This is a genomic window from Pseudoalteromonas sp. H71, assembly GCF_001468485.1.
GTDB lineage: Bacteria > Pseudomonadota > Gammaproteobacteria > Enterobacterales > Alteromonadaceae > Pseudoalteromonas.
Window position 1 is genome coordinate 86,925 of the sequence record NZ_LODI01000001.1, and the last position, 17,258, is coordinate 104,182.

General features: G+C 39.9%; 14 protein-coding genes and 1 pseudogene. 7 read left to right on the plus strand and 8 right to left on the minus strand.

Annotated elements, in window-relative coordinates:
* Positions 1–1,188 carry a vWA domain-containing protein gene (locus ATS71_RS00405; RefSeq protein ID WP_058403034.1) on the plus strand — a complete coding sequence of 396 codons (1,188 nt, stop codon included), beginning with the start codon at positions 1–3 and terminating at the stop codon, positions 1,186–1,188.
* Positions 1,189–1,419: 231 nt separating this feature from the next.
* Here ATS71_RS00405 and ATS71_RS00410 read toward each other — a convergent pair whose 3' ends face one another.
* The 6 genes and pseudogenes from ATS71_RS00410 to tkt form a co-directional block, all read right to left on the minus strand.
* Positions 1,420–2,070: a DUF4760 domain-containing protein gene (locus tag ATS71_RS00410; RefSeq protein ID WP_058403035.1), complete on the minus strand. Its 651-nt coding sequence runs from the start codon at positions 2,068–2,070 to the stop codon at positions 1,420–1,422.
* A gap of 501 nt (positions 2,071–2,571) precedes the next feature.
* Positions 2,572–2,733: pseudogene (locus ATS71_RS00415) on the minus strand (GNAT family N-acetyltransferase); the annotation flags it as partial.
* A 77-nt stretch (positions 2,734–2,810) separates the two neighbouring features.
* Positions 2,811–4,046, minus strand: a complete 1,236-nt coding sequence (locus ATS71_RS00420; RefSeq protein WP_058403036.1) for an NRAMP family divalent metal transporter — start codon at positions 4,044–4,046, stop codon at positions 2,811–2,813.
* 139 nt (positions 4,047–4,185) lie between these two features.
* Positions 4,186–4,542 carry a ribosome hibernation-promoting factor, HPF/YfiA family gene (gene hpf / locus ATS71_RS00425; RefSeq protein ID WP_058403037.1) on the minus strand — a complete coding sequence of 119 codons (357 nt, stop codon included), beginning with the start codon at positions 4,540–4,542 and terminating at the stop codon, positions 4,186–4,188.
* 171 nt (positions 4,543–4,713) lie between these two features.
* Positions 4,714–5,028 (minus strand): pyrimidine/purine nucleoside phosphorylase, encoded by a 315-nt coding sequence (gene ppnP / locus ATS71_RS00430; protein WP_058403038.1) that lies wholly within the window; start codon positions 5,026–5,028, stop codon positions 4,714–4,716.
* Between the two features lie 184 nt (positions 5,029–5,212).
* A complete protein-coding gene (gene tkt / locus ATS71_RS00435; protein WP_058403039.1) occupies positions 5,213–7,204 on the minus strand; it encodes a transketolase in 1,992 nt (663 codons plus the stop codon).
* A 305-nt stretch (positions 7,205–7,509) separates the two neighbouring features.
* On the opposite strand from tkt, the gene metK reads away from it, so the two are divergent.
* The 5 genes from metK (at position 7,510) to serA (ending at position 11,940) form a co-directional block, all read left to right on the plus strand.
* The gene (gene metK / locus ATS71_RS00440; RefSeq protein ID WP_058403040.1) at positions 7,510–8,661 is read left to right on the plus strand and encodes a methionine adenosyltransferase; all 1,152 of its coding nucleotides are present in this window, start codon (positions 7,510–7,512) and stop codon (positions 8,659–8,661) included.
* Between the two features lie 167 nt (positions 8,662–8,828).
* Positions 8,829–9,377, plus strand: coding sequence for a hypothetical protein (locus ATS71_RS00445; RefSeq protein WP_058403041.1), 549 nt, complete (start codon positions 8,829–8,831; stop codon positions 9,375–9,377).
* Positions 9,378–9,397: 20 nt separating this feature from the next.
* Complete coding sequence (locus ATS71_RS00450; protein WP_058403042.1) at positions 9,398–9,994, plus strand: 5-formyltetrahydrofolate cyclo-ligase; 597 nt, start codon at positions 9,398–9,400, stop codon at positions 9,992–9,994.
* A gap of 53 nt (positions 9,995–10,047) precedes the next feature.
* Positions 10,048–10,701 carry a ribose-5-phosphate isomerase RpiA gene (gene rpiA / locus ATS71_RS00455; RefSeq protein WP_058403043.1) on the plus strand — a complete coding sequence of 218 codons (654 nt, stop codon included), beginning with the start codon at positions 10,048–10,050 and terminating at the stop codon, positions 10,699–10,701.
* 9 nt (positions 10,702–10,710) lie between these two features.
* On the plus strand, positions 10,711–11,940 hold the full coding sequence (gene serA, locus ATS71_RS00460; RefSeq protein WP_058403044.1) for a phosphoglycerate dehydrogenase: 1,230 nt from the start codon (positions 10,711–10,713) through the stop codon (positions 11,938–11,940).
* Between the two features lie 76 nt (positions 11,941–12,016).
* Here serA and ATS71_RS00465 read toward each other — a convergent pair whose 3' ends face one another.
* Both ATS71_RS00465 and radA read right to left on the minus strand, forming a co-directional pair.
* A complete protein-coding gene (locus tag ATS71_RS00465; RefSeq protein ID WP_058403045.1) occupies positions 12,017–12,949 on the minus strand; it encodes a hypothetical protein in 933 nt (310 codons plus the stop codon).
* 75 nt (positions 12,950–13,024) lie between these two features.
* Positions 13,025–14,410, minus strand: coding sequence for a DNA repair protein RadA (gene radA, locus ATS71_RS00470; protein ID WP_058403046.1), 1,386 nt, complete (start codon positions 14,408–14,410; stop codon positions 13,025–13,027).
* 358 nt (positions 14,411–14,768) lie between these two features.
* Between radA and ATS71_RS00475 the strand changes: the two genes are divergently transcribed.
* The gene (locus tag ATS71_RS00475) at positions 14,769–17,246 is read left to right on the plus strand and encodes a PilZ domain-containing protein (RefSeq protein ID WP_058403047.1); all 2,478 of its coding nucleotides are present in this window, start codon (positions 14,769–14,771) and stop codon (positions 17,244–17,246) included.
* The last annotated feature ends 12 nt before the right edge of the window (positions 17,247–17,258 follow it).

Genomic DNA, 17,258 nt, shown 5'->3' on the forward strand with positions numbered 1-17,258 from the left:
ATGCTAGTACAGTTTTTTTTCAAACTGCGTGAATACCGCTTACCGGTAAGCCTGCGTGAACTGCTCGATTTAATTAACGCCTTAAAAAAAGGCGTTATATTTGCCGACGTAGACGCCTTTTACCATTTAGCGCGCACTATAATGGTAAAAGACGAAACCCATTTTGATAGGTTCGATAAAGCCTTTAGCGACTACTTTAGCGGTATTGCCGACTTAGACCTACTCGAGAGCTTAAAGCAGCAACACAACCTACCTGAAGATTGGTTGCGTAAAGAGTTTGAAAAGCACCTAAGCGATGAAGAAAAAGCCCAACTAAAAGCCATGGGCGGGCTCGACGAGCTCATGAAAACCCTAAAAGAGCGTTTACAAGAGCAACAAAAACGCCATGCTGGCGGCAATAAGTGGGTCGGCACTGGCGGCACATCGCCTTTTGGTGCCTACGGCTATAACCCAGAAGGCGTGCGTATAGGGCAAGACGGTAACCGCAACCGTCAAGCAGTAAAAGTGTGGGATAAACGCGAATACCGAAACCTCGATACCGACAGAGAAATTGGCTCGCGCACTATTAAACTCGCCCTTAAAAAACTACGTAAATTTGCCCGTACTGGCGCAAGCGACACCCTAGATTTAAACGAGACCATTCGCGCGACAGCAAAGCAAGGCGGCATGCTAGATGTAAAAATGGCACCCGAACGCCATAATGCCGTAAAAGTATTGATGCTATTTGATATTGGCGGCTCAATGGATGACTACATTCATACCTGCGAAGAGCTATTTAGCGCCGCCCACGGTGAATTTAAACACCTAGAGTTTTACTACTTTCATAACTGTTTATACGAACACGTTTGGCAAGACAATGCGCGCCGCCATTCAAACGTTGTTGACACCATGACGCTGATTAATAAATTTACCAGCGACTATAAAGTAATATTTGTGGGTGATGCCACTATGGGCCCATACGAAATAGCCTACCCGGGCGGCTCGGTAGAGCATTACAACGAAGAGCCCGGCAGTGCATGGTTGCAACGTATAACAAATCACTTTGATAAAGTCGCCTGGCTCAACCCACAACCCGTTGAACACTGGCCGTATTATCAATCAATTGGCTTTATAAAAGAGTTAATGAACAACCGCATGTACGCCCTGAGTTTAGACGGGATAAGCAGAGCAATAAAAGAGCTGAGCTAGATATTAATTTACCTCGGCTCAGCGCTGGCAGCAGAGCTTCGGGCGTGAGCCTATAACATTGTTGAGTGGCGACTTCGGCTTAACCAACCTTTTCAACGTTACTTTAGGCGTAAGTTGGATAAGTGACGAAGCCACACCATCCGACAGTAAATGATAAATTTATTAGAAACAAGCCGACTTACCGAGTTAAGGTAGGTTTATTTTTGTGTCGGGTTTATTTTTGTGTCGGGTTTATTTTTGTGTCGGGTTTATTTTTCCTGACTTAACTTTATCAAGTTGTCTGAATATACGCTTCAATTCTTTTTTTGTTTGTTGTGATTCAAAACTATCTCTTTTGATAGTCCACCTTAATGCCAATAGGCTAAAGTCAGAATAAAGAGAAATATTTTTCTTTTGGCGTGCTCTAATAAACGGTCTTAAGTGTAGGCTAAGATCTATAACAGAAGATTTATGTGAGGAGTACAAAAATTCTTCATCATACAACTTATGCCTAATAGCATTTGCCGCTTGTTCCCAAGTATTTAAAACATAACGTATAGACATAACCCTAGAGTCATTAGAGTTTTCAGGCTTTGCAAGCTCTAAGAGTGTCTGCTTTCTTTCAAGGCTATGTATTATTCCACCTAATACAACCACATGCGCTAAATAATCTTTATCATCTTTAAGCTTTTGTTGAAAATCTAATGTATTTTTTTCTTTCGCTGTTTGGCGTTGGTAAAACATTCCTGCTAATGCTGCTGATAAGCCCAGTAAAGCAGAGAGCAAAACAGCTCCGCTTGGAAAGAGTTTAGGGTCCATCTTTGATATAAAGTAAATTCCTGCAACAGGAGCCACTATAAACCAAAGAATAAAAATACTTTTCATTGAATCACGCTTACTCACTTATTCATTCCTTAGAACAAAAAAAGAGCCATTTAGGCTCTTTTCTTTAAAACTAGTGAAAGGCTATATTGGCCAATCTTCTTCATTGTATGTAATCATATTACGTCTCCTGGCGTGGAAAAGTAGTAGTATTGCTTTACTACCAAGCGGTATCCAAATGTACAAATGTTAATTTGTTTAAATATTTACCGTGTAAAAGAATATAACCGACCGTTACAACAGTTACAACAATACCGTTCCTGCGAATAACCTTGGATCTCAGTGAATAGCCTTGCACCTCTCTAAAAACGTACTTTAGAACTATTTGCTATATAAACATAAGTTTTTAATATTAAAATGAATTTGAGAGTTTTTAGCATTTTATAGAACAGGATAACGGAACGACATTGTTTGTATCTGTACAAGCTCCCAGCTTTCAGTTATTGGATACAGATTAATCTATGAACCTTATTGATAAGAGGAGAACATAGAAGCAAAACTGCTTATTTAAAGCTTAATTTTATCAACCCATAAGCTATAAAAGGTTACATCGAGTTGAGTGAGTTTACTCACATCAAGTGCATGTACGCTCTCAACAGGTGAGTGCTTTAGCATATCGTTATGATGCGCTTGTAGTAACTTTATAACGTGTGGGTTTGAAAGCTCACCTGTTCTAATATCCATTTATGCCTCATTTAAATTTTATGCTTTAGGGCTTTAACTAATGCACTTAAGTAAAGCCCTTAAGTAAATAGCGAAATTTAAGCTGCTAGTTTCCACACAACAAACGCAGCAGCAAAACCGACTAAATACACTAGCCCTAACCACGTTAAGCTGCGTAATAGCACGCTGTGTTTAATGGCGGGCTCTGAGCGTACAAGGCTAAAGTTAAGCCATGCAAAAACGGGGGTGGTTACAAAAGCAAGTGTCATGGCAAAGGTAAGCATGGGGCCAAGGGCTGATTTAAAAAATAAAATAACGGCCATGCCAGCTAGTGCTTGTAGTACAAGCCAACTATTTAAGCTGTGTTTTGATTGCTTAAAACCAAGTAATTTGTGTGATTCGTTAAGTGTGCGTGCGTAGCCGTCAAGCACGGTGAGTGTGGTGCCAAACATACATAAAAAGGCAATAGCTGATACAAGCGGCCTTGCCCACTCGCCTATTGTGAGTGCGTACATATCAATGAGCTGTTTAGCAAAAGCAACACCGCCAAGTTCTATATTGCTGCTTTGCCCGTATTGCACAAGGACTCCTAAACTAAAAAATACTAATGCTAAGCACGCTGTTAACCAATACCCTACGTTAAAATCAAACAAGCCTTGGCTTTTAGTGACTGTTAGCTGGGCTTGTTTTTCTTTTAGCCAAAGCGAGCTAAGCGCCGATATTTCTATTGGTGCTGGCATCCAGCCCATTAACGCGACCATAAAGCTTAGCATAGCCAGCTCGTAAGGTGATGGGCCAACATAATCAGCTGGCGCCATTGGGCCATTACTAAACGCAATAACCAGTGCAATAACTGTAGCTAACGTTAATAGCCCCATTATGCCTTTAGCAACGCTGTCGAGCGCTTTAAAGTGCCCTAACAATAATATGACTAAGCAAACACCGAGCAATATCCAACACAGTAGCGTTACTTCTATCACTATTGGCAACGCATAATGCAGTAAACTTGCTGTGAGTAGTAATACACCAGCGGTATTTACTATGGCAGCAAGTATGTTAAGCCCTATAAAGCTATAAAAATAAACGGGCCCTTTGTTTTTATAGCCTTCTACTAAGCTATTCTTAGTGGTTAAGGTGTATTCCATACCAAAACGAAAAAAAGGGTATTTTAATACGTTTACCGCCAATATAAGCCAAAAAAGTTGCCAACCAAATAATGCGCCTGCTTGAGTTGATGCAACTAAGTGTGAGCCTCCAATTGCGGCGGTGGCCATTAAAATACCCGGGCCAAGGGCGCCTATGCGAGATTTCCATATTGCTTGTGTTTGTTGCATTAATTTCTCAAATTGTGTGTGTTATGCGCTCTTTTTACTAATTTATTCAATTAATAATCTGCAAGAGCGAATAACTTACCTAAATTACAGGCAATAAAAAAGAGCCTAAAGGCTCTTTTTTATGTAACATTTTGACCGTTTATTTAAGATCCATCTCTTGGATGATCTCATGTGCTATTTCTGGTGTTGTACTAACAGGCTTTTCGTGTAAGTTTGCTTTTATTTGGCCTTTTCGATGTTTTAGTGCTGCATCGAGTTTTTTAGCTGCGCTTGCAATAGCTGGGTACATTACTTCGTTTTCCCCTTTTACTGATATTCGCGCACCTTCGTAATTAGTGCTAATTTCTGCTTGGATTTTATGATGCTCTTTAGACAAGATCATATCGAGAGAAATAAGTGATGGAAAATGGCTCTCAATTTTAGAAAATTTTTCGTTGATGTGCTCTCTAATAGAGTCAGTAACTTCAACATGGTGACCAGAAAGATTAATTTTCATAGGGTATCCTTTTATTTGTTACCTCATAAATAGTATTGGGGGCTATTTAGATTAACACAAGGAAAAAAGAGAGATTTTTGAGGTTTATTTACTCGTTTATCTGATTTAAATCATAGGTTGCGCAAACTTTATGCAAAGCCCATAAAGTATGGGCTTTCAGACGTCTAACGTTTAGTCTGTGTAAGAGCAGCAGTAATCGGCAAAGTCTGTTACTTTTACTTTAAAGCTTACGTTAGCATCTACATTAAACGATTCGCCCGCGTTAAATGTTTTCCACTCACTCTCGCCTGGTAATAAAATATCCCACTGACCACCTAACAACTCCATGAGTTCTTTTTTACTGGTATCAAATACAAATTCACCCGGCTGCATAAAGCCTAATGTTTTAGTTGTTCCATCGCTAAACACAACCGTACGGCTCGATACTTTACCGTCAAAATACACGTTTGCTTTTTTAACTACACTTACATTTTCAAACTGAGACATTTTAGCTCCTGCTATTAATTTAAATATTATGATTCATAAATTTTATCGCACTACCTTGCCTGATAGCTCACTTTCTTGCAAGAAAAGCGATACGGGGTAAGGTGAAGTTGTTTCATATAAGGCATAAAAAAACCCGCAAATATATGCGGGTTCTTAAATTGCTTAACTTACTTAATCAAAACGATTAAAAAAGTGCCTTTGCTTTACTTACAATGTTTTCTACTGTGAAGCCAAAGTGCTCAAATAGCTCGTTAGCTGGTGCAGACTCACCAAAAGTAGTCATACCCACTACTGCGCCATTTAAGCCTACGTATTTATACCAGTAATCTGCAATACCCGCTTCTACCGCTACGCGGCGTGAAACGCTTGCTGGTAATACGCTTTCTTTGTACTCAGGCGATTGATCTTCAAACGCATCAGTACATGGCATAGATACAACACGTACCTTTTTACCTTGGCTGCGTAATTCAGTAGCTGAATCTTGTGCCAATTGCACTTCAGAGCCTGTTGCAATAATAATTAGCTCAGGGTTGCCATCACAGCTTAGAATGTAACCACCCTTTTTAACATCGCTTAATTGTTGTGCGTCACGCGCTTGTTGCTCTAAGCCTTGGCGTGTAAATATTAACGATGTAGGACCGTCTTTACGTTCAATAGCTTGTTGCCATGCAATTGCCGACTCAACTTGGTCACATGGGCGCCAATTGTATAAGTTAGGCGTTAAACGCATGCTGGCAATTTGCTCTACTGGTTGGTGAGTTGGACCATCTTCACCCAAACCAATAGAATCGTGCGTGTATACAAAAATGCTTGGTTGCTTCATTAATGCAGCCATACGCACTGCGTTGCGTGCGTACTCCATAAACATTAAGAACGTTGCACCATATGGAATAAACCCTTTATGAAGCGCAATACCATTCATAATGGCCGACATACCAAACTCACGCACACCGTAGTAAACGTAGTTTCCGCTTGCATCGTCAGCAGTTAGGCCTTTAGAGCCATCCCAAATTGTTAAGTTTGAGCCGGCTAAATCGGCAGAGCCCCCCATAAATTCTGGTAATAATGGGCCAAATGCATTTAATGCATTTTGTGACGCTTTGCGTGACGCTGGGTTCGCTGGGTTTGCTTGTAACTCTTCAATGTACGCTTGAGACTTTTCAGCCCAATCCGCAGGTAAATCTGAATTTGTACGGCGTTTGTATTCAGCGGCAAGCTCTGGGTGTGCTTTTGCATAGGCTGCAAACTTTTCGTCCCAGCTTGATTCAAGCTCTTGACCTTTGGCCTTTCCATCCCACTGTGCGTAAATGTCTTCAGGAATTTCAAAGGCATCGCCTGTCCAACCTAAAAACTCACGAGACGCTTTAATTTCGTCATCGCCAAGTGGTGCACCGTGACAGTCGTGGCTACCTGATTTATTAGGTGAACCGTAACCAATAATTGTTTTACAACAAATTAGCGTTGGTTTATCAGTAACGCTTTTTGCTTCTGCTATCGCAGCACTTACCGCATCGCTGTCGTGACCATCAACGCCGCTTATTACGTGCCAACCGTACGCTTTAAAACGTGCTGGTGTGTCATCGCTAAACCAACCTTCAACTTCACCATCAATAGAAATACCGTTGTCGTCCCAAAAAGCAACTAGCTTACCTAGGCCTAATGTGCCGGCAAGTGAACAGGCTTCATGCGAAATACCTTCCATTAAACAACCGTCGCCCATAAATGCGTAGGTATGGTGATCGACAATGTCGTGTCCTTCACGGTTAAATTGTGCCGCAAGCGCTTTTTCAGCAATTGCCATACCTACCGCATTTGTGATCCCTTGACCTAATGGGCCCGTAGTAGTCTCGATACCTGGCGCATAACCATATTCTGGGTGACCTGGTGTTTTAGAGTGCATTTGACGGAAGTTTTTAATTTCGTCCAGCGGTAAATCATAACCACTTAAGTGCAATAAAGAATAGATAAGCATTGAACCGTGGCCGTTTGAAAGAATAAATCGATCTCGGTCTGCCCACTCTGGATTTGATGGATTATGTTTTAGATAATCGCGCCATAATACTTCTGCGATATCAGCCATGCCCATAGGGGCTCCAGGGTGACCAGATTTGGCCTTTTGTACTGCGTCCATTGACAAGACGCGAATAGCATTTGCAAGTTCTTTGCGAGATGGCATGAATTCTCCTACCTTATATATGTATTTGCGCGGGTATTTATGTGTTCGTTTATGTACTCAAATTATATGAGCACTGTTATTGCGACCATTCTTACTTATTGTGGGGGCTGTGTGCAATTAAAAACCCTATAAAAATGAGGTATTATGAATATTTTTTAAGACCATAATGTCATAACTAATTTTATTTAGACGTCTAGGCGTAAAAACACTATGCAAGATGTTTTGTTTTAGATAAAATACGCCCCTTAATTTTTTAGCGCTAATACCGACGTTTGTGAAGCGCAATATTTGTGAGCAGAAATACAATGGCAAAACATTTATTTACTTCTGAATCTGTTTCTGAAGGTCATCCGGATAAAATCGCCGACCAAATCTCTGATGCGGTTCTTGATGCTATCCTAGAGCAAGACTCTCATGCCCGCGTTGCGTGCGAAACATACGTGAAAACTGGTATGGTTATGGTTGGTGGTGAAATCACGACTAGCGCATGGGTTGATATAGAAGAGATTACACGTAAAACAGTACGTGAAATTGGCTACACGCATTCAGACATGGGTTTTGATGCAGACTCGTGTGCAATTTTAAACACAATTGGTAAACAGTCTCCTGATATTAACCAAGGCGTTGACCGCACTAGCCCAGAAGAACAAGGCGCTGGTGACCAAGGTTTAATGTTTGGTTACGCATGTAACGAAACAGAAGTATTAATGCCTGCACCTATCACGTATTCTCACCGTTTAGTTCAACGTCAAGCGCAAGTACGTAAAAGCGGCGAGCTTAACTGGTTACGTCCAGATGCAAAATCTCAAGTTACTTTTGCATACGAAAATGGCAAGCCAGTTGGTATTGACGCAGTTGTTCTGTCAACTCAGCACAGCGAAGATATCTCACAAAATGACTTAGTTGAAGCAGTGATGGAAACAATCATCAAGCCAGTACTTCCTGCTGAATTAATCACAAGCGCAACTAAATTTTTCATTAACCCAACAGGTCGCTTTGTAATTGGTGGCCCAATGGGTGACTGTGGTTTAACTGGTCGTAAAATCATCGTAGATACCTACGGTGGTATGGCACGTCACGGTGGTGGTGCTTTCTCTGGTAAAGATCCATCAAAAGTTGACCGCTCAGCTGCATACGCTGCACGTTACGTGGCTAAAAACGTAGTGGCTGCTGGCCTTGCTGACAAGTGTGAATTACAAGTATCTTACGCAATTGGTGTTGCAGAGCCTACTTCAATCAGTGTTGAAACGTTTGGAACTGGTAAGTTAGAAGAAGCACGTTTAATCGAACTAATTCGTGAACATTTTGACTTACGCCCATACGGCTTAATTCAAATGCTTGATTTAGAGCGCCCTATCTACCTTCCTACTGCAGCTTACGGCCATTTTGGCCGTGACGAATTCCCGTGGGAACGCACAGATAAAGCTGAAGCACTTCGCGCAGCTTCAGGTCTTTAAGACCAAAGCAATAAAAAAACGGTCCTTTTAAGGGCCGTTTTTTATAGCTTCTTATTTTGTTTAACACTGCTAATTTATGGTTATACAAATAACTATTAATTGGTCCTCGAACTTTTTTATACTTTAGGTATATACTCATTAAATTATAAAGCTTTAGGGATATTTAAATGACCGATAATTTTCGCGTTATGTTTGCTGGACTCGCTGATAACGTTGACACAAAAACAGCGTGTACAAACCTAGCGGCAAAACTAAAGATCTCAGAAGAAAAAGTAGCCTTATTTTTTAATGGTAAGCCTTTATTTGCGCCTAGCGATAAAAACAAAGCGTTAAAACAAGCTAAGCTACTTGTGGGTTTGGGCATTAAAAGTAAACTTCAAGCGGTATCAACAAGTACAGAAAAAGCCACTCAAACGGTAAGTGATAGCCAGCGAGATGAACGCATTTTTGATGCGTTAGACTACATAACTAGCAGCTTAATTAGGTTAGAAGAAAAACTCGAAGACTTAGAACAGCGCCTACCCGAAAACCAAACAAAAAACCCTGAAGTAGATGAAGACGAATGGCAAAACGAAGAGCTATTGCTTGAAGATGAGCTAATAGCTCAGCCTAAAAAGCGCAGTAATGCATTGCTTTATTCGTTAATTGCTACGGTTGTTACGTTGCTTATTATACTTGCGGTGTACTTGGCATTTCCTGATCTGGTTTCTTTTTAACTAAGTGGTAAGTTTACAAAATGAGCGAATCACGCGCCCAAATAAGAAAATCCATTCGCGAATTACGTAATAATTTGTCTAGTAAACAGCAAAATTTAGCATCTCAATCATTAAGTATGAATTTTATTCAATACTTAAAATCAAAAAAAACAGCTGAAAGTCAGCATATCGCCATTTATTTAAGTAATGACGGAGAACTTGATACCTCCTTGTTAATTAAAGAATTATGGAACTTAAATCACGTTATTTACTTACCAGTAATACACCCATTTAATGGCGCCACCTTATTGTTTCAGCGCTATGAGAAAAACTCACCCATGAGGGCAAATCGCTATGGTATCTTTGAACCTAAGCTAAATTGCAGTCAAATATGCCCTTTACTCAAGCTTGACTACTTACTTATGCCGTTAGTTGCATTCGATAACCAAGGTAATCGCTTAGGAATGGGAGGTGGGTTTTACGATAGAACGTTGGCTCGTTTACACAATGAAAACTGGCAAAAACCGCAACTTATAGGCCTTGCACATGAGTGCCAAAAAGTTGATTTATTACCAGTAGAATCTTGGGACGTACCACTTAAAACTATAATAACACCGAGCAAAAATTACTGCTGGTGATGTGATTATTCACATGCTTACAGCACACGTTTGACATACAAGAGCACAAAATAATGACACAAGATGAATTAAAAAAAGCAGCCGCATGGGCTGCACTCGAGTTTGTAAAAGAAAACACCATAGTAGGTGTAGGCACAGGCTCAACCGTTAATCACTTTATTGATGCCCTGGGCACCGTTAAAGATACCTTGGTAGGCGCTGTATCAAGCTCTGAAGCCTCAACTGCACGTTTAAAAGAACTAGGCATTGAAGTATTTGAGCTAAACGAGGTAGATACACTCGATGTTTACGTCGATGGCGCAGATGAAATTAACGCCCTAAACGAAATGATCAAAGGCGGTGGTGCAGCACTTACCCGTGAAAAAATTGTGGCTGCAGTTGCTAAGCAGTTTGTGTGTATTGTTGACGACACAAAACTAGTAGACACATTGGGTGACTTCCCACTTCCAGTTGAAGTTATTCCAATGGCGCGCAGTTACGTAGCACGTGAATTATTGAAATTAGGCGGCGATCCAGTCTATCGCCAAGGTGTAGTTACCGATAACGGTAACGTTATTTTAGACGTATATAATTTAAATATTACCAATGCTAAACAACTTGAAACAGATATAAATCAAATTGTTGGCGTAGTTACCAATGGCCTATTTGCGATGCGTGGTGCTGATAAAGTAATTATCGGCACTAAAAATGGGCCTCAAATTAAATAGGATGAGGTTATGAGTAAGGTATCGTTAGCAAAAGACAAAATTAAAATTCTCTTGCTTGAAGGTGTGCACCAAAGCGCAGTTGAAACGCTAAAACGAAATGGTTACAGCAATATAGACTACGTTAAAACATCGTTGCCTGAAGACGAGCTAAAAGAGCGTATAAAAGATGCGCACTTTGTAGGTCTGCGTTCTCGTACTCATATTAATGAAGCTGTTTTAAATGCAGCGGAAAAGCTAATTGCTATAGGCTGTTTTTGTATTGGTACTAACCAAGTTGACTTAAATAGTGCTCGCCAGCGTGGTATTGCAGTATTTAACGCCCCATTTTCTAATACTCGCTCTGTTGCAGAGCTAGTACTTGGCGAAATTTTGCTTTTACTACGCGGGATCCCTGAGCGCAATGCTGCTGCCCACCGTGGTGAGTGGTTAAAAACAGCAACAGGCTCGTTTGAAGCTCGTGGTAAAACCTTGGGTATTATTGGCTATGGCCACATTGGAACGCAACTCGGTATCATGGCTGAAAACATTGGTATGAACGTCGAGTTTTACGACATTGAAGATAAGCTAACACTCGGTAATGCAAAACAAGTGCATAACTTGACTCAGCTACTTCAGCGATCTGATGTAATTAGTTTGCATGTGCCAGAAACACCGCAAACTAAAAACTTAATTGGTTCAGCTGAACTTGCTGTAATGAAACAAGGCGCTATTTTAATTAACGCCTCGCGCGGCACGGTAGTTGATATTGACGCCCTTGCAGAAGCACTTACTGAGAAAAAGCTAAGCGGTGCAGCAATCGATGTTTTCCCTGTTGAACCTAAATCTAACGATGAAGAATTTATCTCGCCACTACGCGACTTCGATAACGTTATTTTAACCCCGCATATTGGTGGTTCAACTCAAGAAGCTCAAGAAAATATTGGTATTGAAGTGGCAGGTAAATTAGCTAAATATTCAGATAACGGCTCAACAATTACGGCTGTTAACTTCCCTGAGGTATCTCTGCCAGAGCTTGCTAACCGCAGCCGCTTATTACACGTTCATCACAACCGCCCTGGTGTACTTACGCAAATTAACCAAGCGTTTGCGCAGCACGGTATCAATATAGCGGCTCAGTACTTACAAACTGATGAAGCAATTGGCTATGTGGTTATTGACGTTGATACCGACCACTCTGAAGTAGCACTAAAAGAGCTAAGTGCGGTTGAGGGAACAATTAGAGCGCGTATTCTTCACTAAACATTATCTATAATAAAAGCCGCATTTGATTAAACAAGTGCGGCTTTTTAAATTATGATTTAACAACTTATCGTGATTAGTCGCCCTTAACTTCTAAATTTATAAACTTAACCAGTTCTTCTGGCTTACCAGCTAGCATCATTAATTGCTGGTTAACTTCCATCATAGTTTGGCCTTCAGGTAGCTTTGCTGAAACAGTTAACGAATTTAAACCGCTGGCAAAGCTTGTTAACGCACTAGCAATTTCTTCAGTAATAGGTGCTTGCTCTAACTGCTGGGCTAGCATTGTTTGCATTTGCTCAATAGTCATACCTTGCTTTGAAAGCTCACTTTCTAATAACTCTTTAAGTTTACCTTGGTTATTTATGACAAAGCTTGCGTTACGTGGTTCAAGTTTGCTCATTGCTTGCATCATACGTGTTTGTTGTTGCAGCTGCTGCTCATAAGTTAGAGGGGTATCGCCCGCTTGCTTTTGCTCTTTGCTCATAGCAAGCGACGTATCCATAAGCGGTTTAGAATTAGCTAATCCTATATCCATATTAAAACTAATCACATCTTTAGCATTGAGCTTAACAACCATATCGCTCTCACCCGACTCTTCATTATAATCTAAAGATGAATGCAGGTTGTAACTTGCTGACGCTAATATTGCGTTTGTGTCAGCTGGCAGTGTGGCAATAAAGTCTTTACTCAGTGTCAGATTTTTTACATCAAGCGATGTATGCGGTGAAATTTTATCAGTTTCGTAGCCTTTAACTTCAATACTTTGAACGTTGGCAACACTCTCGCCCTCAGGGCTTATTACTTCCATGTTTGTAATTTCAACAGTTTTTGAAATAACACTTGCTGATAAGCCAGCATATTTAAATGTTGCACCCGTTTGCTCACTCACCATGGCCAGCTGCTTGTCTACTTCAGCACGAACCTCTTGGGTTGCAACATAGTTAGCATAGCTAACGCCGCCAACACCTGCGGCAATAATCGCTGCTGCTATTATTAATTTTTTCATGTTATTTCCTTATTTTATTTTTTATAAAAATTGTACTTGCTTAAGAGTAACATTGCATAGCAACCGCTGTAAGCGTTAATTAATTAGGCTCAATAACTCATGTACCGTTTTTACTGGAGTTATTTTAGCGCCTAAGCCTTCCATTGATTTATGGTAATTACGAAACGGGATAAATATTTCTGTAAAGCCATGCTGCGCAGCTTCTTTGACTCGAGGTACACCGCTGTCTATTGGGCGGACATCGCCATTTAAGCTAAGCTCGCCCATAATACACGTTGTGCGTGGTACAACAAATTCATTCAAGCTACTAAGCAGTGCGGTAACGAGCGCTAAATCGATGCAAGTTTCTGACTCATCAATTTTTAAACCACCTACAATATTAAAAAAGGTGTCATGAAATATTTTAGTTTTTGTATGCTTGCGTAAAATACCGGTAAGCATTTTTATTCGGTTCATATTTAAACCCACACAGACGCGCTGTGGAAATTCAGCTTCGGTTTCTGTTGTTAAGCATTGTATTTCTAGTAATAAATTACGATTACCTTTACGGATACAGGTAATAGACGAACCCGGAGAGTCAGTTGTCGACCCCGACAAAAATATCTCACTTGGGTTGTCTACACTTAACATTCCGCGTTCACACATTTTAAAAATACCGACCGTATCAATATCACCAAAACGGTTTTTATTGGCACGTAAGGTACGAATTTGTCCATCATTAGTGTCTATGTGTAATAGCGCGTCAACAATGTGTACTAAGGTTTGCGGGCCTGCTATTTCATTGTTTTTATTCACATGAGCAATAATAAACATAGTCACGTCATTTTGCTTACAATACTGGGTAAGCGCTTGAGCTGCGCTTTTAACTTGTGAAGGTGAGCCCGGACTACCATTTGCTGTATCGGTAACAACAGCCTGAATAGAGTCAATAACTGCAAACTTAATTTTATTTTTATCGAGCTCTTCAATAATGGTTTCAACGCTAGTTTCTGAGAGTAAATAAAGCTCGTCGGCGTCATAGTCTAGCTTTAAGCGGTTAACGCGATTTTTAAACTGCGACAAAGACTCTTCTGCTGTACAGTATAGAGATGGCATACGCTTTGACATTCTTGCGACTAAGTCAGATAAAAGCGTTGTTTTACCCGCACCCGGATCGCCCGAAATAATATTTACCGAGCCCGTAGTAACACCACCACTTAACACTCGATCCAGCTCGCCTATATCAGTGAGTTGTTTTTCGGCTTCAACGGTCGCAATATCATTAATTTTTTTAGAACCACCACCAACTCCGCCGGCATAGCCGCCAACACTTGCTCTTGCTGCAGTTTTTTTGCTTTGCCCTGCTGAGGGTTTAAATTCAGCTAATGTGTTCCAAGCACCGCAGCGACATTGTCCCTGCCAACGTTGGTAATTCATGCCACACTCTGTACAAACAAACTCTACTTTTGCCGCTTTAGCCATTAATAACCTTATTTATTAATCATTGAATTTAAAAATACGTATTGTTTTGTTGTTATTTTGCCATTTCACCTATTTACATAGCAACATAGCTTGCCTGTGGAAATTTCTTAAGCCACAATCATTACCTAATTAACTGTTTTGCTTTTATATATCTTAGGGCACAGTTTTTGCTTTAAAATTGAATAAAAGTAACTTGCCAATAAAATGGCGCATAACACATAATAACAAAGACTAAATTGTAGTTACTCAAAAAATCGTACCTATATTAATAACATAGCATGATTTACGTTTATTGAATTTCTAATAAATGGATTTAATAGTATACCTACTTTTCAAAGAGACGGTGATGGTTTTATAAATGGCTGATGACATCATGCTCAAACACGAGTCCCTCGTGAATGAGCTAAAACAATATTTAGGCAACGCTAAGTTTGACCTAATTTTTAAATCAAAAACAGCAGAGCTTACAAAGCCTGAGCAGTTTTTGATTAAAATGGAAATGTCGCGCCTTTCTCAGCCTGTTGCGCGCTTTATCGATCTACGTGGTTTAGTTACAGGGCAAGTAAAACCTTACGAACACAACGGTAAACAGCACTTTATGGATGAAACGGCTATTGAAGTGTTTGAAAATGCTCTAAAACAGCATGGCGAATACACGCTTGCTGTCTATGAAGCGGTTATGAATACGGAAAATAATCACCGTGTAATGCAAAAAGAAGCCGCCGAAAAAGGGAATAAGCAAGAGCAAGAAGATTTACTAAATACCAATGTAATAAAGTTTGCATCTTACGAAAGCCGCGCAGAAGAAAGAATGAATTATTCAATTAAAGTAACAATTGAATATAACGATAACAAAAATATTAAGGCAAGTACCTCTGATATCTCTTTGAGTGGCTGTAAAATTAAGCTTGCAAAGCGAAATATAATTAGAAAAGGCCAACTAATAGCAATGCGTTTGGTGGGCTTAGAACAAGACTTTGAACTAGGCTTAAAAAATGGTATTCAATATGAAGTGGTTGCCGTTGAGAATATTTCACGTGAATTCAACCATATTCGCTTAAAGCGAACTTATGTTGAGAATAATGCAGCCTTTGATAACTTTTTAGAAAGCTTTATCCACGGAAATAAACGCCGCTACAAAGTTAATTTAGATAACACGCTTGATGCCGTTGTATCTAAGGGGTATGAGCAATATTACATACCTCGCGTTACTTCGTTGTATGTGTTTTTAAGTAAAAAAGATGACCTGTATTATCCTAGCTTAAGCTTAACCACCGAAAACAATATTTTTATTCAACGTTATTTTACCGATGAAAAAAGTGTACCTTGTTTACATAACATACTTAACCACAAACGTGTGTCGGAACTATTAACACAAACAACCGCAGTAAAAGAAGATTACCTGTATACATTTACTCATGTTTCATCAGGTAAAGTTTATTTTTACTCTGCAACACGAACCGAACTTAATAAAAATCCAAAACTTCGTGATTTATTCTTGGGATTTGGTAGCCAAAAAGAAAGCTGGCAGTGTTTTAAAATTCAAATAATGCCAAGTCATCCTGATGATGCATACATACCGCTTTCACTGCCTAACTCTGCGGGCAGTAATATTGAAAAACTCAATAAGCCGCCCTCCCCACGTGTTGAAGGACTAGTAAAAGACGTAAAATATATTGTGGTGCTAACCAGTATAGGTAACAGTGTTGAGCAAGCTCATTATAAAGCGCGAACTTACGATAAGGCACTTGTTAATCAGCTCAAGCTTTTTGGTCATGCAAAGCATAAAACAGCTCCCTATTTAGACATTGTTGCGCTCGAGTATGTAAATTTACGTTCTCATAAGCGTTATTTATATAAAACCGACGTCAAATTGCATATAAATGATACGGTGCTTAACGGGCATACTCGTGACTTTTCAGTTATGGGACTGCAGCTAGAGTGCGATCAGCCTGTTAACTTTAAAAAAGGCGATATCGTCCTTTTAACATTTCCTGAGTTACAAAAAATAACTAAAAAACATAAATTGGGCGAGCTCAAGTATGAAGTTATGGCCATTAGTAAATCACTGACCACCGTTAATTTAAAAGCAAATAGAGTGGCTGATTTACCTCATGCAGGCGTTAGCTTTTTTACGCAGTTAATTGAAAATAACAAAAATAAATTAAAAGTAAGCGAAGAAGCGCCTAAAATAGAAGGGCTTTCAACCGCATTAAGAAACATGGTCACTAAAAGTGTTTGCCAATTCCCGCTGTATTTACATAAAGAAGCGGCACATTTTAAAGTGGGCGCAATTGGCTACGGTCTTTATTCAAACCCGCTGCATGTACTTTTGCAAAACTTTGGCTTACTTAGTAATAAAACAGATGTATCGAGTATATTAACAGACGAGCAAATTTTAAATGTGATCACGCCAAATATAAAAGATCGCAGCAGGCAAGACCCACCGCTTGCGTTTACTCTCGCAATCAATTTTGATCCCCGTAAAGATAAAGCCACCGATGCAATCCAAAGTCAGTGCATACTCGGTGAAGATTACAGCAGTTTTAACGAACAAATTAGCAAAGGGATTAAATCCGAAATTATATTTGTTATGCGTTTATATATTTCACGTACCGGTCGCCCAGATACAGACTACCTCTCTAACGAGCTTAGCTATGTTAGCCAATACGCTCTGCATAAAGCCAAAGAGTTAGAAGAAGCTTTATGGTCTGTAACAGGTGTAGGTGATGTGGTTGATATTACCGAAGAAGCGTTGAGCCATTTTGAGTTCGATCAACAAAAGGTTGACCAAATGGGACGCAGGAAACTGATTTGGTTAAACCGCTCTCGCTAAGCGGTTTAACAG